Raw genomic sequence first — 20,370 nt, forward strand, 5'->3', positions numbered from 1 at the left:
CTGACAACGCGGTCCCGCCCCTGGACGCGCTGATCGTTCGTCGTACGCGATCCGGCACCCGGTGCTAACTTCTGGCGCATGTCGTTCGAGTCGGCCGGGGATATCGGCGTGGGAACCGTTCTCAACGGCCGGTACCGGCTGGAGGTCGCGCTCGGTGGCGGCGGCTTCGGACAGGTGTACTCGGCGTGCGACCAGGCGCTCGGCCGGCAGGTGGCGGTCAAGGTGCTGACGCTTCGCCCCGAGTGGGCGGACGGTGAGCGGTCCGCGCGGCAGGGCAGGTTCCGCCGGGAGGCGACGGCCGCGGCCCGGCTCAGCCACCCGAACGTGGCCGCCGTCCATGACGCGGGCGAGCACTCCGGCGCACCGTTCATCGTGATGGAGCTGCTGCGCGGCCAGGACCTGCGGCAGGTCCTGGCGGAGCGGGGCGCCCTGCCGGTCGCCGAGGTGGTGGCTTACGGCATCCAGATCTGCGCGGGTCTCGAGCACGCGCACGGCCAGGGGCTGGTGCACCGGGACATCAAGCCGGAGAACCTGATGCTGCTGCCACGGGGCATCGTCAAGATCTGTGACTTCGGGCTGGTCGCGGAGCGGGGGGCGAACGTCACCCGGTACACCGGGCCGATGTCCATGCTGGGTTCCCCGCCGTACTTCTCCCCCGAGCAGGCGCTGGGCCACGAGGTGACCGGCCAGGCCGACCTGTACGCGCTGGGGTGCGTCCTCTACGCGCTGCTGGCGGCGGCTCCGCCCTTCTCCGCGGGGAACACCGTCGGGTATGCGTACCTGCATGTGCACGAGGCGCCGGAGCAGCTGATCACCCGCCGTCCCGGGGTTCCCGCCGCGGTCGCCGAGGTGGTGCACGCGCTGCTCGCCAAGGACCCGGCGGACCGGCCGGCCGGTGCCGCGGAGACCGCGGAGCGGCTGCGCGCGGCGCTCCGGCCCGCGCCGTCCCGGAGACTTCCGGAGCCCGCGAAGGCTCCGCGGCAGGACCTGCCCCGGACGCCGACCGTGCTGGACCGCCGGCCGCAGGACATCACCGCCTGGTCGCGGCTGGAGGAGGCGGAACGGCTCCTCGCGGCGGGCCGGTTCCCCGACGCCGACCGCTGCTACTGGAATCTGTACCAGCAGCTCAGCCGGTCGGGCGGGGAGAGCGAGCCCGCCGCGTTCGCCGCGCTGTTCGGCCGGGCGCGGGTCCTGGAGGGGCTCAACGGCCCGGCCACGGTCGTCCGCCGGCTGACGGATCTGTCGGCGCGTACGGCGGCGGCGCTGGGCCCGGACCACCCGCTGGCGCGCTGCGTGACGTCCTACGCGGCGGTCAGGACTCCACCCGTGCGGTGACGTCGGCGGCCAGCCGCAGCGCGTCGCCCGGGCGCAGCGCCACGCGCTCGCCCGCGGTGATCCGGGTGCCGCGCACGAAGGTGCCGTTGGTCGAGCCCTCGTCGGTGATCCAGGCGGAGCCGTCGGGGTCGACGCCGACGCTGGCGTGCAGCCGGGACAGGTTGTCGCGGCCGACGAGGAAGCGCACGGACGGGCACTGCTGCGGATCCCGGCCGAGCCGGATGCGGCCGCCCGGTTCGATGACGGCCGCGCCGTCGGGGAAGACGAGCCGCAGCACCCGGCCGGGCGCGTCACGGCGGGTGATGCCCGGCACCGGCACCTGTGGCGGCAGCGTCAACGTCACCGCCGACGGAACGGCCGCCGGCGCGGGAGCCGCCATCAGGGCGAACGGTACGTAGCAGCCCCGGCAGACGAGTTGGCCGGAGACCGCGCCGGCCAGGCCGCACTCCGGGCAGGGCCGGCCGGCGCCGTCGTCATCACCGTGGTGCATCGCGCCCCCGCCTCCCGCTCCCGTGGTCTCCCGACACGGTATCCCCACCCGTTTCCGGGCGTGGAGCGCGAGGCGGGTTTCAGGGGCCGCTCAGGGGGTTGCGGACCGTGCCGTGGACGGCCGCGTGCGGGCGGTCGGGACGGTCGCGGTACCCGTCGAGGTGCAGCCGGTTGCGGTTGAGGCAGAGCCGGTCGATCCGTGGGGTGAGCAGGTCGAAGGTCGCGAAGCGCTCCTTCAGCTCGGGGAAGCGGTCCTGGTGCCGCAGGACCGTCTCGCGGACCAGGGACCAGAAGACGCTCTCCGGGACGCCCAACTGGTCCTCGCACAGCGGCGCGAGGTAGCGGAAGACCCCGATGAAGAGCCCGGAGTGGATGAACTGGGTGAGGAAGGACGGGGGTTCGGTGAGCAGTACCGCGCCGACGTCCGCGGGCATCGCGTCGTGTTCCGGCAGCGGCTCCGCCGAGACGTTGATGTCGTCGACGAAGTCCTTGACGGCGAGCCGGACGGGGACGTCGTGCTCGTCGAAGACGACGATCGCGTTCTCCCCGTGCGGGGAGAAGACCGTCCCGTACTGGTACAGGAAGTGCAGCAGCGGGGGCAGCAGGCTCGCGAACAGGTGCCGCAGCCAGACGTACGGCGCCAGACCGGAGCGTTCGACGAGCTCGGCGGTGAAGGAGCGTCCTGACCGGTCGGTGTGCAGCAGCGCCGCGAGCGTACGGGCCCGCTCGCCGGGGCCGAGCCGGCCGGTCAGCGGCTCGCGCCAGATGCAGCCGAGGAGTTCGCGGTACTGGTAGGGCACGCCGGGGATCCGGTCGTACAGCGGGTGTTCGACGGTGATCGAGGCGACCTCGCCGAGCAGGATCACCCGGGTCTCGTCCCGCAGGAACGGATCGGCGTCCCGCAGCCCGTGCACCCAGGCGGTGACGGCGGGGGCGGCGAGGGTGCGCTCGGTGGGCAGCCCGCGCCAGACGAGGGTGTTGAGGACGGACAACGGCAGCTTGACCGTGCGGCGGTCCGTGCGGCTGGTGTTGAGGAAGGTCCTGATCGACTGCTGGGGCAGCCGCAGGTCGTTGTCAGTGCCGAGGGGCAGGATGGATCCGTCGGCGAGATGGGCGGCGAACAGGGGCGCGATCGTCTCCTCCCACTGCCACGGGTGGACGGGTAAGAGGAGGTGGTCGGCGGGGTCGCGGCCCTGGTCGGTAATGGTGCGGGCGAAGGCGGCGCGGACGTCCGGGGGGAGTTCTTCGGCGTAGAGCCGCTCGGGGGTGTCGAGGGCGGCGACGCCCCGGTACTGGGCGAGGTCGCGGTGGACGGCGATCCAGGGAAGGCGGTGGTGCCGACGGGCTTCGGGAGCCCAGTGCGCGGCGTCGGCGGCGGAGAAGCCGAGCCGGCCCTTGTTGGCGACGAGCCAGGGGTGGCCGGTCTGATGGCCTTCGACATCCGCGTAGTCGAGTGCGGCGAGCTCGGCGGCCGTGACCGCCGTGGCGTCGAGGCGGACGTCGGCCGCGAGGGTCGCCAGGAGCTCGCGGATCAGATGCCCCGTGGTGTCGCCCGGCAGGTCCAGCACGGTGTCGTGCGCGTGGGCGAGGAAGTGCAGCGGGTCGCCGGTCGGCGTGATGGAGCCGGCGTCCACGTACCAGCTGCCGTAGGCGCCGCGGCGGGCGCGGAACCGGTAGACGACGTCGTCGCGCAGCGCCAGCCGGTAGGGCGACGCGCCGTCCCCGCTCCCGGAGGCCGCGTCGGCGACGGGACCGGCGTCGGGGTCCGGTTCCGGGGTGATGACGGCCTCGTACGCGTACTCGGCGAGCATCTTGGCCAGCATGCGGCGGCCGGCGACCTGCCAGCCGGTGCCTCGGAGCGGGGAGTGGATGGGCATGGTCGGTGCTCCTCTGCGGGGACGGCGCGGCTGCGGACGGGGATCGGCGGAGGTCTCGATGGGCCCAGGGGGTCGGGAAGTGGCGGTCAGAGCAGATGCCGCACGGCGCGGTCGCGGATCATCAGAGCCGCCCGTTTGTCCGGCAGCTCCACTTCCGCGGAGAACCGGTACCCCGCGGCGAGGAACGCGGCGACGGAGGGGGTGTTGCGCAGATCGGGTTCCGCGATGACGCGCGCGCACGCCGGCCGGCGGTCGAGGACGAGGTCCGCGACGGCGCGCAGCAGCGTGCCGCCCAGACCGCGCGCCCGGTCGTCGACGACCCCGATGAGCAGGTGCACCCCGGTGTCATGGAGGCGGGAGGGGTAGTAGCGGGCGATGGGGTCGAGATCGGCCCGGTAGATCTCCCAGTAGCTCATGGGGGTGCCGTCCAGGACGCCGAGGCAGGGGACGCTGCGGCCGTCCCCGTCGAGCTGCCCGCGCAGATGCCGCTCGGTGATCCGCGGTTCTCCGGCGAGTTCCCAGAACTCGGCGACCGCCGGGTCGTTCATCCAGCCGGCGATCATCGGCAGATCGCGTTCGACGGTCGCGGGAACGAGCTGGAAGGTGCCCGCCCGGGTGGCCACCGGCCCCCAGCCGGCGACGCCGTCGAGCAGGCCGCCGTCCGCGCCCGGGGCCCCGGTGGAGCGCCGCGGATCCGGCGCGTTGAAGAGGGCGAGGACTTCGTCGGACAGTTTCAGGTCCAGGGTGTCCTCGGTGGTGGAGTCGGCGGGCGGCAGCACGGCTCCCTCCTCTCCTGGTCGGACCGCTCAGGCGGCCAGCGGATTGCGGATCGTCACGTAGACGGACTGGGTGTCGACCGGGCCGACGAGTTCATCCATACCGTGCAGCCGGGTCAGCAGGTTCGCTTTGCAGCGCAGTGTCGCGGCCCCGAGCAGTTGTCCGGGCAGCCGGGAGCGTCCGGTGGCCGCCGCCTGGCCGAGGAACCGGCGGAAGGCGGCGAGGAGCAGCCCCTCGCCGGCCAGCTCCTGGGAGCCGAAGGCGCCGATCAGGCCGAAGACGTTGTTGATGCCGAGGTAGTAGGCGAAGCGCTCGTCGGCGACGGCGTCCTCGACGAAGGTGTCGCTCTGCGCGCCGATCCCCGGCAGCCGCCGCTCCAGCGCGGCCCGGTGCGACTCGCGGAAGTAGTAACCCTGGTTGTCCCGGTAGCGGCCGCCGGAGGGCCAGCCGTCCGGGTCGAGCAGCACGAGGGTGTTCTGCTGGTGGGCCTCCAGGGCGACCCCGGCCTCTCCGTCGAGCCACAGGACGGGACGGACGACGGTGTCCAGGTAGCGCAGGAACCACTCGGTGGCCACGGCGGCGGCCGGACGCCCGGTCCGGGCCGCGAGCCGGCCGATCAGATCGGCCAGCCGCGAGCGCAGAGCGGGCGCGGGCAGCCCCGGCCAGGGGCGCGGCGACGTGAGGCCGGCCAGGCAGTGGGCCCGGTCGGCGGGGCCGAACGGGTTGTGCCGCAGCACCACGTCCAGGCCCTGCAGCGGCTCCCCGTCGGGCGCGTTCACCGCGAGCCACGCCGGGTCGCGGACGATGTCGAAGCCGGGGTGCGCGGCGCGCCACTGCTCGGCGAGTCCGCTGCGCAGCAGCCGGTGGACCTCGGTGCCCCGTCGCAGCTCCTTGCGGAGGTTCTCGCGGCGGGAGTTGGTGATGCGCAGCGCCAGCGAGAGCTTCAGCATGGCCGGGGCGCCGGACCGGTAGACCGTCCGCACGGAGGACGTCGGGTGCCAGGGGTCGCCGAGCGGGCCGAGGTCGCGCAGCCGTCCGGAAGCGAGCAGTTCCCGCACCCCGGGCCGGTGCCGCACCTCGCGGGCCTGCCAGGGGTGCAGCGGCAGGGCGGCGGCGCCGTCCGGGAGTTCGAGGCCGGGCCCCGCGAGGGCGGTGAGGAGCTGCTCGGCGGGGACGGTGCGGCCGCGTTCGGTCCAGGCGGAGTCGGTGGCAACGAGGGAGCGGTCGACGGCGAACCAGTGGAGCGGGAAGGAGCCGCGCAGTTCGGGAGAGTAGGCGCGGGCCTCCGCCTCGGAGAGCCCCTCCCGGCCCTTGGGCGTGGGATGCAGGGGGTGGCCCAGGAGGAGTGACTGCTCGGTTTCGAGGAACGGGTCCGTGGTGGCGGGCGCCGCGGGACGCTCCCGCCGGTCGGTGATGAACCGGGCCGTGCAGCGGGCCGAGTCGGCGACCCTGCCGACGAGGTCCGTGCCCTCGGCCGGGTCCGTGCCGGCCTCGCGCGCCAGCAGGGCCGCCAGGCAGACGGCGGTCAGCGGCGCCTGGTCGGCGAGGGCGAGCCGTACGTGGCCGAACCGGTGGTGCCCGGTCGCGGACCAGTGCCGGATCGGAGCGCGGTCTCGCGCACCCAGCAGCGCAGCAGGCTCTCGATCGACGCCGCGTCGGCCGCCGCGTGGGCGTCGGCCGCTTCGAGGGGATCGGGCCCGGCCGGCGACGGCAGCGACCGCCGCGACTGCGGAGGCACGTGGGACGGGCCGTCCTGGACGGCCGTGCCGACCAGGACGGGGACGGTCGGCGCGTCCTGGGGGACGGCGCCTGCCGCACCCGCTGTGCTGTCGGCGCCGGGATCGGCGTTCGTGCCGGGGCATACGGTCATGCCGGTACTCCGTGGGTCGGTGGGCCCGTCGGCCCGGAGGTCTGGGGGTACATCAGCCGTGGCCCGAGGAGCTCGTCATGTGCGATCCTCCACCTCTGCGGCGCCGGTGGACACACCGGAGACCCCAGGGGTGACGGGCGCGCCGGGGGCCCCGCCGTTTCCGGCCACCGCCCGCTCGGCCGCCGCGATGGCGTCGGCGAGCCGGTCGAGCACCGCCTCGGCCTGCTCGTCGGTGATGGTGAGCGGCGGGAGCAGCCGGACGACGCTGCCGTGCCGGCCGCCGAGTTCGATGATGAGCCCGCGCCGCAGCGCCTCCTGCCGCACGGCGGCGGCGAGCCGCGGCGCGGCGGGCAGCGACCCGTACTCGTCGGGCTCCGCCTCGGTGTCGACGAGTTCGAGGCCGATCATCAGCCCCCGGCCCCGCACGTCGCCGACGCACGGATGGTGCGCGGCCAGTCCGCGCAGCCGGGCCGTCATCCGGTCGCCCAGGGCGCCGGCCCGCACGTCCAGGCCGTTGTCGCGGACGTACCGCAGGGTGACGGTGCCCGCCGCCATGGCGAGCTGGTTGCCCCGGAAGGTGCCCGCGTGGGCGCCGGGCCGCCAGGTGTCCAGCTCCTCCCGGTAGACGATGACGGCGAGCGGGAGGCTGCCGCCGATCGCCTTCGAGAGCACCATCACGTCGGGCACGATCCCGCTCTGCTCGACGGCCCAGAAGGTGCCGGTGCGGCCGACGCCCGTCTGCACCTCGTCGACGATCAGCGGGATCCCGCGCCGGGCGGTGATCTCCCGCATCCGGCGCAGCCACGCCTCGGGCGCGGGGATCACGCCGCCTTCGCCCTGCACCACTTCGAGCAGCATTCCGGCGGGCGGCTGGACGCCGCCCTTGGGGTCGTCCAGCAGGCTGGCCGTCCACCGGGCGGACAGCTCCGCCCCGCGGTCGCCGCCGGTGCCGAACGGGCAGCGGTAGTCGTACGGGTACGGGAGCCGGGTCACCCGCGCGTCGGCCTCGCCGACCGTGGCGCGCGCCGCCGTGTCCCCGGTCGCGGCCAGCGCGGCGGCGGTCATGCCGTGGTAGGCACCGGTGAAGGCCAGCAGCCCGCCGTGGCCGGTGGCGTTGCGCACGAGCTTGATGGCCGCCTCGACCGCGTCCGTGCCGGCGGGTCCGCAGAACTGCACCCGCCCGTGGGCGGCCAGTTCCGGCGGCAGCGTCTCGAACAGGGCGGTGGTGAAGGCGTCCTTCACCGGCGTCGCCAGATCGAGGACGTGCAGCGGGGCGCCGGAGTCCAGGACCGCGCGGATCGCCTCCAGGACGACGGGGTGGTTGTGCCCGAGCGCCAGCGTCCCCGCGCCGGACAGGCAGTCCAGATAGCGGCGGCCGTCGGCGCCCTCGACCGTCATCCCGCGGGCCCTGACCGGGACGACCGGCAGCGAGCGGGCGTAGGTGCGGGCCGCGGACTCGCGCTGCGACTGCCGCCGCAGGATTCCCTCCCCCGGCGCGAAGTCGTCCGCCGAAGCCGTCAGTTGGCCCGGCAGGCTCTGGATGGCGGCCACGTGCTCACTCCTCCGCTTGACGTCCCTGTCCGCACTAACGACGCGCCCCTGGTCCGATCACGGTCGGCCGGCAGATCTTTCGCGCCGGAACCGCGGACCCGCCGCACACCGTCCCCCACAGCACCCGGCATAGTGGGGACCCGCCCCGTCGCCGGGGCCGAATTGCCGTACCACCACCAGGGGGACACAGCCCATGCCATCCATAAGCCGGCCACTGGCCGCCGCCGCGGTCGCGGCCCTGCTCGCGGTGTCGGCCACCGCCTGCGGGCCGTCCGACGACAAGGCGGATCCCCAGCCGAGCGCCTCGGTCCCGAGTACGGACGGCCCGAAGCTCCCTTCCGCCCTGCCCACCAGCCTCGGGGACCTCGAGAAGTGGAAGAAGGCGTACCGGGACGGGGCCTGGAAGAACTGGGACAAGGACCAGTGGCTGCGCAAGGCCTCCGAGTTCATCAACCCGGTCATCGACGGTCTGTGGGACGACGACCGGATGAAGGGCGCGGAGCAGAACGACAAGAAGGTGCCCGACGACGTCGCGGCCGACAAGGGCAAGACCGACCCGGTGCCCGCCGTCAACAAGGCCAAGGCCGTCGAGGCGCCGTACCACGAGAACGGGCCCGGCGACGGGAAGATCTTCTTCGACGGCCCCAAGGGCTCGATGGTCTGCTCCGGCACCGTGGTGAAGGACCCCGCCCACCCGGGCAAGTCCAACCTGGTGTGGACCGCGGGCCACTGCGTGCACGCGGGTGGCGCGGGCGGCTGGTACCGCAACGTCATCTTCGTCCCGTCCTACAACGACGCGGGGAAGACCGCGGCGCAGCTGAAGGGCGCCAAGCGCGACCAGCTCGCGCCCCTGGGCGTGTTCTGGGCGGACGGCGCCGCCACCTCCGACCAGTGGATCGCCAACGGCGCGGAGACCGGGGGCAAGGGTTCCCCGTACGACTTCGCGGTGCTGCACGTGGCCCCGGACAAGGCGAGCGGCACCAAGTCGCTGGAGGAGAAGGTCGGTTCCGCCCTTCCGGTGTGGTTCAACGCCCCCTCCGTGACGAAGATCGGCAACATCGGCGCCTGGGGCTACCCGGCCGCGCCGCCCTTCGACGGCCAGCGGCTGTACAACTGCACGGGCAAGGCGGGGCGGCTGTCGATCTTCGCCGACCAGCCGACCGAGTACCGGCTCGGCTGCACGATGACCGGCGGTTCGTCCGGCGGCGGCTGGTACGCCAAGCAGCCGAACGGTGAGGTGGCGCTGATCAGCAACACCTCGATCGGCCCGGTCACGGCGACCTGGCTGGCGGGCCCGCACCTGGGCGCCGAGGCGAAGGCCGTGTACGACAAGGTGAGCAAGCAATTCAAGTAGGGCAACCGAAGGAAGGGCCCGCCCCCTGGGGGGGGCGGGCCCTTCCTCATGCGCTCCGGCGAACCGGTCGGTGCTCGGGCGAGCTCAGGGCTTGGTGACGAGCGCGAAGGACTCGAACTCGGCGGCCAGGTCCTCGTGCACCCGCGCCTTGAGCAGCGTGCCCTCGCCGGTGTGCTCCTCGGAGAGCACCTCGCCGTCGGCGTGCGCCCGGGCGATCAGCGCGCCCTGGCTGTACGGCACGAGGACGTCGATCTCGACCTCGGGCCGCGGCAGTTCCTCGTCGAGCAGCGCGAGCAGCTCGTCGAAGCCCTGGCCGGTGCGGGCGGACACCGCGATGGCGTGCTTCTCGTTCCGCAGCATGCGCTGCAGGACGAGCGGGTCGGCCAGGTCCGCCTTGTTGATCACCACGATCTCGCGCACCTTGAGCGCCTCGACCTCGCGGAAGACGTCCCGCACGGCGGCGAGCTGCTCCTCCGGGACCGGGTGCGAGCCGTCCACCACGTGCAGGATGAGGTCGGCTTCCGCGACCTCCTCCATGGTGGAGCGGAACGCCTCGACGAGGTGGTGCGGCAGGTGCCGGACGAACCCGACGGTGTCGGTCAGCGTGTAGAGCCGACCGCCCGGCGTCTCGGCCCGGCGCACGGTCGGGTCGAGGGTGGCGAACAGGGTGTTCTCCACCAGCACTCCCGCGCCGGTGAGCCGGTTGAGCAGCGAGGACTTGCCCGCGTTGGTGTATCCGGCGATCGCGACGGACGGCACCTTGTTGCGCTTGCGTTCCTGCCGCTTGAGGTCGCGGCCGGTTTTCATCTCCGCGATCTCCCGGCGCATCTTCGCCATCTTCTCGCGGATGCGGCGCCGGTCGGTCTCGATCTTGGTCTCACCGGGACCGCGGGTGGCCATGCCGCCACCACCGCCGGCCCCGCCGCCGCTGGACCCGCCGCCGCCCATCTGGCGGGAGAGCGAGGCACCCCAGCCGCGCAGGCGCGGCAGCATGTACTGCATCTGCGCGAGCGAGACCTGGGCCTTGCCCTCACGGGACTTGGCGTGCTGGGCGAAGATGTCGAGGATCAGGGCGGTGCGGTCGACCACCTTGACCTTGACGACGTCCTCGAGCTGGATGAGCTGGCCGGGGCTGAGCTCACCGTCGCAGACGACCGTGTCGGCGCCCGTCTCGTGGACGATGTCCCGCAGCTCCTTGGCCTTGCCCGAGCCGATGTACGTGGCCGGGTCCGGCTTGTCGCGGCGCTGGATCACGCCGTCGAGGACCAGGGCGCCGGCGGTCTCCGCGAGGGCGGCGAGCTCCGCGAGGGAGTTCTCCGCGTCGTGCACCGTCCCGGAGGTCCAGACACCGACGAGTACGACGCGCTCCAGACGGAGCTGCCGGTACTCGACCTCGGTGACGTCCTCCAGCTCGGTGGAGAGGCCCACGACACGGCGCAGCGAGGCGCGCTCGGAACGTTCGAGCTGAGCACCGTCCCGCTCTTCGTCGATCTCGTGGCTCCAGGCGACGTCCTCTTCCATCAGGGCGTCGGCCCGAAGGCTCTCGGGGAGGCGCTGGCGGTCGTCCGAAGAGGAGGAAGAGGAGGTCATTGGATCCTTTGGTCGATCGGCTGGGAAGGGGACGGGCGTGTTGTCCGTCCCTACGATGGTCGCACGCCCGCCGCCGCCGGTCACGCGGGTTTCACGACCGCCGCCGTACGGGCGCCGGCGGAGCCGGCCACCCAGTCGCGGTGGCCGGGCATCGGCGGGGTGACGGCGCCGTACAGCCAGGGGTGCAGGAAGCCGCCCAGGTCCCGTTCCGCGACCTCGGAGGCGAGGGCGGTGAAGTCGGCCGTCGAGGCGTTCCCGTTGCGGTGGCGGGCCACCCAGGCACGCTCCAGGCGCTGGAACGCGGGGGCGCCGATCTCCTGGCGCAGGGCGTACAGGACGAGCGCGCCGCCGGCGTAGACGTTGGTCCGGAAGATCCCCAGCTTGCCCGGCTTGGGCACCTTCGGGGCGGCGGGCGGGCCGTCCGCCGCGCGGATCTGCGTGTCGCCCTCGTAGGCGGTACGGACCTGTTCGTCGAGACCGACGCCGTACTTCTGCTCGGCGTACAGCGCCTGGTACCAGGTGGCGTGCCCCTCGTTGAGCCAGAGGTCCGACCAGGCCGCGGGGGTGACGCTGTCGCCGAACCACTGGTGGGCGAGCTCGTGCAGCATCAGCGGGGCGGCCGCCGCCTCGGGGGCGAGCAGGACGCGGCGCTCGAAGAGCGAGAGGGTCTGCGTCTCCAGCTCGAAGCCGGTGGTGGTGTCGGCACTGAGGATCCCGTACGTCTCGAACGGGTAGGGGCCGACCTGTCCCTCCATCCACTCGATCTGCCCGGGGGTCATCGCGAGCCGGGCCTCCAGCCGGTCGCGGTCGGCGGCCCCGACGACGTCGCGCAGCACCAGCCCGTGCGGGCCGGCGCGGTGCAGTACGGCCGAGCGGCCGACGGAGACCTGGGCCAGCTCGGTGGCCATCGGGTCGGCGGGACGGTACGTCCAGGTGAGAGCGGAGGCGGGCGCCGGCGCCGGGACGACGTCGGGGACGCCGTTGGTGACCACGGTGAGGTCCTTGGGGGCCGTGACGTGGAAGGTGAAGGCGGCCTTGTCCGAGGGATGGTCGTTGCAGGGGAAGACGCGGTGCGCGGCGTCGGCCTGGTTGGCCATCGCCAGCCCGTCGGCGGTCCGCACCCAGCCGGAGTCCGCCGTGCGCGGATCGCTGGTGTGCGCGACGGTGATCCGCAGCTCGCCGCCTGCCGGCACCGGCTCCTCGGGGGTGACGATCAGCTCCTCGCGCTCCCGGCGGTAGCTCGCCGGAACCCCGTTGACCTGCACCGATGAGACCGTTCCCGCGGCGAAGTCCAGGTGGAACCCGGTCAGCGGCGCCAGCGCGCGGGCCCTGATGCGGGTGACGGCGTCCAGCGGCCGGTCCCGGCCGTGGTAGTCGAAGGAGAGGTCGTAGGCGGCCACGTCGTAGCCGGGGTTGCCGAGATCGGGATAGAGCCGGTCACCGAGTCCTGACACCGATACGACGGGGTCGCCGGGCAGGTCCGCCGCGGTCAGGGTCAGTACGGCGGCGAAGGCCGCCAGCACGGCGCCGCTGCGCGGCGTGATGGGGATCATGCGCTACCGCTATCAGGGGGCGGCGCCCCGGAACGCGCGACGCGCAGCAGTGCACCCGATCGGCCCTGGTCCGCCGCGCCGGCCGGGCGGAACCCGACCGTACCGGACCGGGAATGCCCGGATCGGACCGGGAAGGACCGGACCGTCGTCCCCTGCCGGTCATCGCCGGGCGGCGGCGATCACCCGCTGGGCCCGGTAGACGTCGTACACGCCGGCCACCGACCGCATGGCGCGCATCAGCGCCGGCAGGGCCTCCGCGTCGGGCAGTTCGACGGTGTACGTGTGGCGCACCCGGTGCTCCTGCGGGGGTTCGACGGACGCGGAGACGATGCCCACGCCCTCGCCCGCGATGGCCTCGGTGAGATCGGCGAGCAGCCGCGGCCGGCCGAGCGCCTCGGCGAGCAGGGTGGCGCGGAACCCGGCCCCGGCGGGGCGGCCGCCCCGCCACCGCACGGGGACCGGCTCCCGTCCGGAACCGGTCATCCGGAACGCCGTCGGACACTCCTCGCGGTGCACGGCGACCGTGCCGCCGCGGATGACGAAGCCGGTCACCTCGTCGGGCGGCACCGGCGTACAACAGCGCGCCAGGCGGACGGCGGCGCCCGCCAGGTCGGTGACGGCGACCGGCTCGTCGTCGGCCGCGGTGTCCGCGGTGTGCGCGGGGCGCTCCGCGCGCGCGGCGGGCTCCTCGTCGGCGGGCGGCACCGGATGGAGTTCCAGCCAGCGGGTGACGGCGATGCGGGCCGCCGGCGTGCGGACGTGCTCCAGCCAGTCGGCGGACGGCCCCGAGGCGCCGGACTCGTCCAGCAGGATCTGCACGATGTCGCCGTCCCGCAGCTTGCTGCGCAGCGGCGCGAGGCGGCCGTTGACGCGGGCGCCGACGCAGGAGTGGCCGGCCTCGCCGTGCAGCGCGTAGGCGGCGTCCACGCAGCTGGCCCCGGCGGGCAGCCGGATGGTGCCGGTGGTGTCCCCGCCGTGCGCGGAGAAGACGGTGACCTCGCGGTCCTGGGCGAGGTCGGCGCGCAGCGCGGTCCAGAAGGTGTCGGGGTCGGGGGCGTCGCGCTGCCATTCGAGCAGGCGCGACAGCCAGCCCGGCTGGGTGGGGTCGACGCGTTCGCCGTCGGCGGCCTGCGGGGGCTCGTCGACGGTGTGCGGATTGCCCAGCGCGATGACGCCGGCCTCGGCGACCCGGTGCATCCGCCGCGTGCGGACCAGGACTTCGGCGATCCGGCCCTCCTCGTCGGCGACAGCGGTGTGCAGCGACTGGTACAGGTTGAACTTGGGGGCCGCGATGAAATCCTTGAACTCCGCGATCACCGGGATGAAGCAGGTGTGCAGCTCACCGAGGACGGCGTAGCAGTCGGCGTCCTCCCCGACGAGCACCAGCAGCCGTCCGAACTCGCAGCCGCCCAGTTCGTCCGCGCCGCGCTTGAGCAGCACCCGGTGCACGGAGACGGCGTGCCGCGGCCGGATGGCGACCTCGGCGGCGATCCCGGCCTCGCGCAGCACGGCCCGCACGGCGTCGGCGACGGCCGCCAGCGGGTCGGGGCGGGCGGCGTTGGCGAGGATCATCGCGCGGGTGCGGGCGTGCTCCTCGGGGTGGAGGATGGCGAAGACCAGGTCCTCCAGCTCGCTCTTGAGGGCCTGCACCCCCAGCCGTTCGGCGAGCGGGATGAGCACGTCCCGGGTGACGTTGGCGATGCGCGCCTGTTTCTCGGGGCGCATCACCCCGAGGGTGCGCATGTTGTGCAGCCGGTCGGCGAGTTTGATCGACATGACGCGTACGTCGCTGCCGGTGGCGACGAGCATCTTGCGGAAGGTCTCGGGCTCGGCGGCGGCGCCGTAGTCGACGCGTTCGAGCTTGGTGACGCCGTCGACGAGGTAGCAGACCTCCTCGCCGAACTCCTCCCGCACCTGATCGAGTGTCACTTCCGTGTCCTCGACGGTGTCGTGCAGCAGAGAGGCCGTCAGGGTCGTTGTCTCGGCGCCGAGTTCGGCCAGGATCAGCGTCACCGCGAGCGGATGCGTGATGTACGGCTCGCCGCTCTTGCGCATCTGGCCGCGGTGCGAGGACTCGGCGAGCAGATACGCGCGGCGCAGCGTCTCGATGCCGGCCGCACCGACGCCGGGATGGCGCAGCCGGTGCACCTTGGCGAGGTGCTCGATGGCGCCCGGCACCCGCTGGCCCCGGCCGCCGGCGGGCAGGCCCCATTCCCGGCCGCCCGGGCCGAGCAGCGCCGCCCGCCCGAGCCTGCGCAGGTCGATGCGGCGCAGTCCGCGCCTGCGGCCCTCGTCGTCGGGGGCGGGGGCGGCATCCACTGCGTTGTCCGCGCTCATCGGGCACCTCCGGCAGCGTCACCCGGCGGCGGGCGCCTCCACGGAGAATGGGGGCCGCGCCGGTGCTTGATGCTACCGAGCCCACCACGTGCGGCAGCCGTGCTCTCGTCCAGAGTGATCGCCATCACCCGTTCGAGGGAACAAGTGCGGGAAAACAGTACGGGAGGCCAGTTCGGAAAGGTCGCTCAGGAGTCCGATTCCCGTCAGGGTTTCGGATGCTGGCGGACCGTCAGGCAGACGGGGCGTCAAGCCACGCCCCGTCGACGACTCCCTCGGCGACGATGACGGCTGGTCCGGTCATCTCGATCTCGCCGTCGGCGCGCTCGGTGATCACCAGACGGCCGCCGGGGACGTCCACCGTGTAGGTGACGGGCCGTCCGGTGACGGCCGGGTCGGCGCCGTCGCGGCGGGCGGCGGCGACCATGACGGCGCAGGCGCCGGTGCCGCAGGAGCGGGTCTCGCCGGAGCCGCGCTCGTGGACGCGCATCGCCACGTGGCGCTCACCGCGGTCGACGACGAATTCCGCGTTCACGCCCGTCGGGTACGCGGCGGCGGGGGTGACGGCGGGCGCCGCGTACAGGTTTCCCGCGTCGTCCAGGCTGTCGACGAAGGCGACGGCGTGCGGATTGCCCATGTTGATGTTGCGCGCGGGCCAGCTTCGGCCGTCCACGGCGACGGTCACCTGCCCCTCGGGCAGGGCGGCGCGGCCCATGCCGACGGTGATCTCGCCCAGGGTGCCGTCCGGGTCCGTCTTGGCGATGTGCACCCGGCGGACGCCCGCCCGGGTGGCGACGGCCAGGTCGCCGGCGCCGGTCAGCCCGGCGCGCTGCAGGTACCGGGCGAAGACCCGGACGCCGTTGCCGCACATCTCGGCGATGCTGCCGTCACTGTTGCGGTAGTCCATGAACCACTCGGCCTCGCCGGCCATGGCGGCGGCCTCCGGGTGGGCAGCGGAGCGCACGACCCGCAGCAGCCCGTCGCCGCCGATGCCCGCCCGGCGGTCGCACAGCCGCGCGACGGCCGACGCGGACAGCTCGACGCTGCCGTCCGCGTCGGGGACGATCACGAAATCGTTCTCGGTGCCATGGCCCTTGAGGAAGGACAGGCCCTGCTGCGTGGTGGTCACAAGGACAAGCCTAAGGCCACCGCTGGAGGACGCCCGTCCGGCCGGGGCTCAGCGCAGGCGGGCGACGCGCCAGACGGCGAGGACCACCAGCAGAGCGCTGATCAGCGTGTACGCGACGACGTAGCGCCAGTCGGCGCGGCGGCCGGAGCCGCGGGCCGGCAGTCCCGGCCAGGTGTAGCCGACCCGGCGGGCGGCCATGATGGCCCAGCCCGCGGAGCACGAGCTCAGCAGCAGGCCGAGCATGGCCACGACCGCGCCGCCGTCACCGAACTCGAAGGCGAGCGGGAAGGCGAACATCAGGGAGCCGCCGACACCGAGGGCGACTATCGGGGCGAGCTGCCAGATGCGCAGCCGCCGCTGCGGCCGCAGCTCCACCGGAACGAGTTCCGGCTCGATCAGGCCCTCCGGGTCGATCAGCGTCCCGGGTTCGATCAGCGCGTCCGTCCCGAGCCGTGACTCCATCTCGGTGGAGTGGTCGGGTGAGGAGTTCTGGGGACCGGCTTCCATCGCCACGCGCCCTCCCCCATCTCCGACGCCGGTAACTCGATGCTCGATGATGGCACGCCCGCGTGGCCGTCTCATCACGCTGAGGCGTCCCGATGCCATCACGTGATCAGGCTGTAACCGCAGCTTCGACCAACGTCAGCGCCTGATCGGTGAGTTCCGGGCCGCGCGCGGAGAGCCAGTGCACCCGCTGGTCGCGGCGGAACCAGGAGTCCTGCCGCCGGGCGAAGCGCTTGGTGGCCCGGACGGTCTCGGCGCGCGCCTCCTCGTCGGTGCACTCCCCCACGAGCGCGGCGAGTACCTGCTGGTAGCCCAGCGCGCGTGAGGCGGTGCGGCCCTCCCGCAGCCCGACCTCCTCCAGCTCCCGCACCTCGTCCACGAGCCCCGCGTCCCACATCCGGTCGACGCGCAGCGCGATGCGCTCGTCGAGCTCGGGCCGCGGCACGTCGACACCGATCTGGACGGTGCCGTAGATGGAGTCCGGGCCCGGCAGATTGGCCGTGAACGGCTTGCCCGTGATCTCCACCACTTCCAGCGCCCGGACGATCCGCCGGCCGTTGCTGGGCAGGATCGCCCGGCCCGCCTCGGGGTCGACCGCGGCCAGCCGGGCGTGCAGCGCCGCCGCGCCCCGCTCGGCGAGCTCCGCCTCCAGGCGGGCCCGGACGGCGGCGTCGGTGCCCGGGAACTCCAGCGCATCGATGGCGCCGCGCACATACAGCCCGGAGCCGCCGACCAGCACCGGAGTCCGCCCGGCCGCGTGCAGCCGGTCGATCTCGGCGCGGGCCAGCCGCTGGTACTCGGCGACGCTCGCGGCCTCGGTGACGTCCCAGATGTCCAGCAGGTGGTGCGGCACGCCGCGGCGCTCGTCGGTGGCCAGCTTGGCGGTGCCGATGTCCATGCCCCGGTAGAGCTGCATGGAGTCGGCGTTGACGACCTCGCCGTCCAGGGCCTGGGCGAGGGCCACGCCCAGATCGGACTTGCCGGCCGCGGTGGGGCCGACGACGGCGATGACGAGATCTTTGCTCGGAAGTACGGGGGGTCGCTCCCCGGGAGAGTGCAGCACGGGTCCAGTCTCCCAAACCTCCGGACCCCCTCACGATCGAGGGACGTGACGCGGCGCCGCCGCACTCGTTGCCTCTGGAGAGATTCCGCAGGCCGGATCCAGGTTCCTCGGACCGGCCGGACCCGTGCGGCGCAACGACGTGCCCCGGGCAACGCGGGATTTCGACCTCACGAGTATGGGCTGGAGTAAAAATGGGCGTTTTCGGATGGTTTCGACGTCAGGCGGCCGATCCGTCAACCGAGCCGGTGGAGTCCGTCACCCGGACGGCGGAGTCGGAGGACGCCGAGGCGGTAGCTGAGCCCGTCGCAGCGGAACGGGACGCGCGGGCGGACGGGGTCGTGGAACCGGACGCGGAGCCGGCGGCCGCCGGCGCGGCGGAGCCCGTCGGCATCCCCAAGCAGCAGTCCACGGCGGACGCCGCCGACAGCGAGGCCGGAGAGGGCGCCCGCGCCTAGGGGCTGGGAGTGTGCGGGAAGGCCGCGGGCGCTCCGGCCCCTCGGCCTTCCGGCGACCGTCCCCGGCCGACGGGGACTAGGTCCACGTGGCGACGAAGTAGCCGACGCCGTACGGGGCGTCCTCGTGGAGCAGCTGCCCGGCCAGGCCCGCGCCCTGCGCGGCGCCCGCGAGGACCTGCCAGGTGGCGCGTCCGGCCGCCTGGAGCTCCTGCGCCAGTTCCGTGTCCAGCGCGGCCAGTGCCCCGGTGTCGGCGGCGGCCAGTGCGGCGCCGACCGAGGCGTCGAAGGGTTCCGCGCGCTCGTCGAGATAGCCGGGGGCCTTGAGGGTGCGGCAGGCGCTGCCGTCGCCCATCACCAGCAGCGCGACCCGGTCCGCCGTCGTCGCGATCATGGCGCCGGTGGCGGCGCAGCGGTCCTGTTCGAGCGACTCGCCCACGCCCAGGCCCTCCAGCGGAGCGGCGGCCCAGCCGCGCAGCAGCCAGGCCGCGACGGCCAGCGAGGGCGGCAGCGGACGGTCGGCCCCGGTGTCCTCCGCCGAGGCGGCGGGAGCGGGTCCTGAGCCGAGGCGCACGTCCAGGTCCACGCCGAACTCGCGGAACGAGCCCCGCGCGCCCTCGTGGTGCCGCCCGCGGCCGGGATGTTCCGCCGGGCCGATCACCACCAGCCGGTCGGGGCGGGACGCCGCGAGCACCCCGATCGCGTCGGCGCACGCGGCGCGCAGCGTGTCCAGCTCGAAGGCGGCACCGGCCGCGACCTCGGGTACGAGGAGCGGGGCGGACGGGCAGACTGCGGCGGCTACGAGCATGTCCGCAGCCTAACCGCGCCGATCATGGTTCCGCAGGACCGGGCCGGGCGTCCGGCACGGCCCCGCGCCGCGTCAGAGGCCGCCGCCGTCAGAGCCCGCAGCCGCTCTCCACCACGGGCAGCGGCGCCGGCGCGCCGATCGTCGGCAGTCCGAGCATCACGCCGGCCGGCACCTGGGGCGCGGCGTTGCGCAGTTCCCACGCGTCGCCGGCCCGGGTGCGCCGCACCGAGAGCGCGGGGCGCTCGGCGAGCAGGTGGTGCGGGGCCGCGTAGGTGATCTCCACCGTGGCCATGTCACCGGGGCGCGGGTCGGTGCCCGCCGGCTTCTCGAAGTGCACCAGGCGGCTGTCGGGCGCACGGCCGGACAGCCGGTGCGTGGCCTTGTCCTTGCGGCCCTCACCCTCGGCGACCAGGACTTCCAGCGTGCGGCCGATCTGCTTCTTGTTCTCCTCCCAGGAGATCTGCTCCTGGAGGGCGGACAGCCGCATGTAGCGCTCCTGGACGACCTCCTTGGGGATCTGCCCGTCCATGTCGGCGGCAGGGGTCCCGGGGCGCTTGGAGTACTGGAAGGTGAACGCCTGCGCGAAGCGCGCCTCGCGCACCACGTGCATCGTCTGCTCGAAGTCCGCCTCGGTCTCGCCCGGGAAGCCCACGATGACGTCCGTGGAGATGGCCGCGTCCGGCATGGCCGCGCGCACCTTCTCGATGATGCCGAGGTAGCGGTCCTGCCGGTACGAGCGGCGCATCGCCTTGAGGACGGTGTCGGAACCGGACTGCAGCGGCATGTGCAGCTGGTGCATCACGTTCGGCGTCTCGGCCATGGCGGCGATCACGTCATCGGTGAAGTCACGCGGGTGCGGGGAGGTGAAGCGCACCCGCTCCAGGCCCTCGATCTGTCCGGTGGCCCGCAGCAGCTTGGAGAACGCCTCGCGGTCGCCCATGCCCGAGCCGTACGCGTTCACGTTCTGCCCGAGGAGGGTGATCTCGACGACACCCTCGGCGACCAGCGCCTCCACCTCGGCGAGGATGTCGCCGGGCCGCCGGTCCTCCTCCTTGCCGCGCAGCGCGGGCACGATGCAGAACGTGCAGGAGTTGTTGCAGCCCACCGAGACCGAGACCCACGCGGCGTAGGCGGACTCGCGGCGGGACGGCAGCGTGGAGGGGAACGCCTCCAGCGACTCTGCGATCTCGACCTGCGCCTCTTCGGCGATCCTGGCCCGCTCCAGCAGCACCGGCAGCCGGCCGATGTTGTGGGTGCCGAAGACCACGTCGACCCAGGGGGCCCGCTTCACGATGGTGTCGCGGTCCTTCTGCGCGAGGCATCCGCCGACCGCGATCTGCATGCCCGGCCGGGCCGCCTTCTGCGGGGCGAGCTGGCCGAGGTTGCCGTAGAGCCGGTTGTCAGCGTTCTCCCGCACCGCGCAGGTGTTGAAGACCACGACATCCGCCCCGTCCGCCCCCTTGGGCGCACGGACATAGCCCGCGCCCTCCAGCAGGCCGGACAGCCGTTCCGAATCGTGCACGTTCATCTGGCACCCGTAGGTGCGGACCTCGTATGTCCTCAAACCAGCCACCTCACCGCTCACCCGACCAGGGTACGGGGGGCTCAGGGGTACCGGGAGCCGCGGGCGGCCCCCGCCCCTCCGGCCCCGCCCGCCCCCCGTGCCACACCGGGGAGGCGCCCC

At 73.6% G+C, this 20,370-nt stretch carries 15 protein-coding genes and 1 pseudogene; 3 read left to right on the forward strand and 13 right to left on the reverse strand.

The window, feature by feature from the left end:
- Positions 1–78: 78 nt before the first annotated feature.
- Positions 79–1,335, forward strand: a complete 1,257-nt coding sequence (locus tag O3X23_RS08155) for a serine/threonine-protein kinase (protein WP_269270519.1) — start codon at positions 79–81, stop codon at positions 1,333–1,335.
- Here O3X23_RS08155 and O3X23_RS08160 read toward each other — a convergent pair.
- The 5 genes and pseudogenes from O3X23_RS08160 to O3X23_RS08180 form a co-directional block, all read right to left on the reverse strand.
- Entirely contained in the window at positions 1,313–1,825 is a 513-nt protein-coding gene (locus O3X23_RS08160; protein WP_269270520.1) for an FHA domain-containing protein, read from the reverse strand. The genes O3X23_RS08155 and O3X23_RS08160 overlap by 23 nt on opposite strands.
- A 79-nt stretch (positions 1,826–1,904) precedes the next feature.
- Positions 1,905–3,701: an IucA/IucC family protein gene (locus O3X23_RS08165; RefSeq protein ID WP_269270521.1), complete on the reverse strand. Its 1,797-nt coding sequence runs from the start codon at positions 3,699–3,701 to the stop codon at positions 1,905–1,907.
- A gap of 86 nt (positions 3,702–3,787) precedes the next feature.
- Positions 3,788–4,477 carry a GNAT family N-acetyltransferase gene (locus O3X23_RS08170; protein ID WP_443047799.1) on the reverse strand — a complete coding sequence of 230 codons (690 nt, stop codon included), beginning with the start codon at positions 4,475–4,477 and terminating at the stop codon, positions 3,788–3,790.
- 30 nt (positions 4,478–4,507) lie between these two features.
- Positions 4,508–6,348 (reverse strand): annotated as a pseudogene (locus O3X23_RS08175) (IucA/IucC family protein).
- Positions 6,349–6,423: 75 nt separating this feature from the next.
- Positions 6,424–7,890 (reverse strand): diaminobutyrate--2-oxoglutarate transaminase family protein, encoded by a 1,467-nt coding sequence (locus tag O3X23_RS08180; RefSeq protein ID WP_269270569.1) that lies wholly within the window; start codon positions 7,888–7,890, stop codon positions 6,424–6,426.
- 202 nt (positions 7,891–8,092) lie between these two features.
- Between O3X23_RS08180 and O3X23_RS08185 the strand changes: the two genes are divergently transcribed.
- Positions 8,093–9,253, forward strand: coding sequence for a trypsin-like serine peptidase (locus tag O3X23_RS08185; protein ID WP_269270523.1), 1,161 nt, complete (start codon positions 8,093–8,095; stop codon positions 9,251–9,253).
- 84 nt (positions 9,254–9,337) lie between these two features.
- On the opposite strand, the gene hflX is transcribed toward O3X23_RS08185, so the two are convergent.
- The 6 genes from hflX to miaA all read right to left on the reverse strand — a co-directional run bounded on the left by hflX (position 9,338) and on the right by miaA (position 17,423).
- Complete coding sequence (hflX, locus tag O3X23_RS08190; RefSeq protein ID WP_269270524.1) at positions 9,338–10,843, reverse strand: GTPase HflX; 1,506 nt, start codon at positions 10,841–10,843, stop codon at positions 9,338–9,340.
- 80 nt (positions 10,844–10,923) lie between these two features.
- Complete coding sequence (locus O3X23_RS08195) at positions 10,924–12,396, reverse strand: M1 family metallopeptidase (RefSeq protein ID WP_269270525.1); 1,473 nt, start codon at positions 12,394–12,396, stop codon at positions 10,924–10,926.
- Between the two features lie 159 nt (positions 12,397–12,555).
- On the reverse strand, positions 12,556–14,733 hold the full coding sequence (locus O3X23_RS08200) for a RelA/SpoT family protein (RefSeq protein ID WP_269270526.1): 2,178 nt from the start codon (positions 14,731–14,733) through the stop codon (positions 12,556–12,558).
- A 229-nt stretch (positions 14,734–14,962) separates the two neighbouring features.
- Positions 14,963–15,859 carry a diaminopimelate epimerase gene (gene dapF / locus O3X23_RS08205; protein WP_269270527.1) on the reverse strand — a complete coding sequence of 299 codons (897 nt, stop codon included), beginning with the start codon at positions 15,857–15,859 and terminating at the stop codon, positions 14,963–14,965.
- A gap of 48 nt (positions 15,860–15,907) precedes the next feature.
- Positions 15,908–16,366: a hypothetical protein gene (locus O3X23_RS08210; protein WP_269270570.1), complete on the reverse strand. Its 459-nt coding sequence runs from the start codon at positions 16,364–16,366 to the stop codon at positions 15,908–15,910.
- A gap of 106 nt (positions 16,367–16,472) precedes the next feature.
- Entirely contained in the window at positions 16,473–17,423 is a 951-nt protein-coding gene (gene miaA, locus O3X23_RS08215) for a tRNA (adenosine(37)-N6)-dimethylallyltransferase MiaA (RefSeq protein ID WP_269270571.1), read from the reverse strand.
- A gap of 194 nt (positions 17,424–17,617) precedes the next feature.
- On the opposite strand from miaA, the gene O3X23_RS08220 reads away from it, so the two are divergent.
- Positions 17,618–17,881, forward strand: coding sequence for a hypothetical protein (locus tag O3X23_RS08220; RefSeq protein WP_269270528.1), 264 nt, complete (start codon positions 17,618–17,620; stop codon positions 17,879–17,881).
- A 76-nt stretch (positions 17,882–17,957) separates the two neighbouring features.
- On the opposite strand, the gene O3X23_RS08225 is transcribed toward O3X23_RS08220, so the two are convergent.
- Entirely contained in the window at positions 17,958–18,686 is a 729-nt protein-coding gene (locus tag O3X23_RS08225) for a class III extradiol dioxygenase subunit B-like domain-containing protein (protein WP_269270529.1), read from the reverse strand.
- A gap of 88 nt (positions 18,687–18,774) precedes the next feature.
- Positions 18,775–20,259, reverse strand: a complete 1,485-nt coding sequence (gene miaB, locus O3X23_RS08230; protein ID WP_269270530.1) for a tRNA (N6-isopentenyl adenosine(37)-C2)-methylthiotransferase MiaB — start codon at positions 20,257–20,259, stop codon at positions 18,775–18,777.
- Positions 20,260–20,370 lie beyond the last annotated feature (111 nt).

This window comes from Streptomyces sp. H39-S7 (genome assembly GCF_027158205.1).
Classification (GTDB): domain Bacteria; phylum Actinomycetota; class Actinomycetes; order Streptomycetales; family Streptomycetaceae; genus Actinacidiphila.

Coding starts and splice junctions, on each gene's coding strand:
- O3X23_RS08155 (WP_269270519.1), top strand. CDS start 79: ATGTCGTTCGAGTCGGCCGGGGATATCGGCGTGGGAACCGTTCTCAAC.
- O3X23_RS08160 (WP_269270520.1), bottom strand. CDS start 1,825: ATGCACCACGGTGATGACGACGGCGCCGGCCGGCCCTGCCCGGAGTGC.
- O3X23_RS08165 (WP_269270521.1), bottom strand. CDS start 3,701: ATGCCCATCCACTCCCCGCTCCGAGGCACCGGCTGGCAGGTCGCCGGC.
- O3X23_RS08185 (WP_269270523.1), top strand. CDS start 8,093: ATGCCATCCATAAGCCGGCCACTGGCCGCCGCCGCGGTCGCGGCCCTG.
- hflX (WP_269270524.1), bottom strand. CDS start 10,843: ATGACCTCCTCTTCCTCCTCTTCGGACGACCGCCAGCGCCTCCCCGAG.
- O3X23_RS08195 (WP_269270525.1), bottom strand. CDS start 12,396: ATGATCCCCATCACGCCGCGCAGCGGCGCCGTGCTGGCGGCCTTCGCC.
- O3X23_RS08200 (WP_269270526.1), bottom strand. CDS start 14,733: ATGAGCGCGGACAACGCAGTGGATGCCGCCCCCGCCCCCGACGACGAG.
- O3X23_RS08210 (WP_269270570.1), bottom strand. CDS start 16,366: ATGGAAGCCGGTCCCCAGAACTCCTCACCCGACCACTCCACCGAGATG.
- O3X23_RS08220 (WP_269270528.1), top strand. CDS start 17,618: ATGGGCGTTTTCGGATGGTTTCGACGTCAGGCGGCCGATCCGTCAACC.
- O3X23_RS08225 (WP_269270529.1), bottom strand. CDS start 18,686: ATGCTCGTAGCCGCCGCAGTCTGCCCGTCCGCCCCGCTCCTCGTACCC.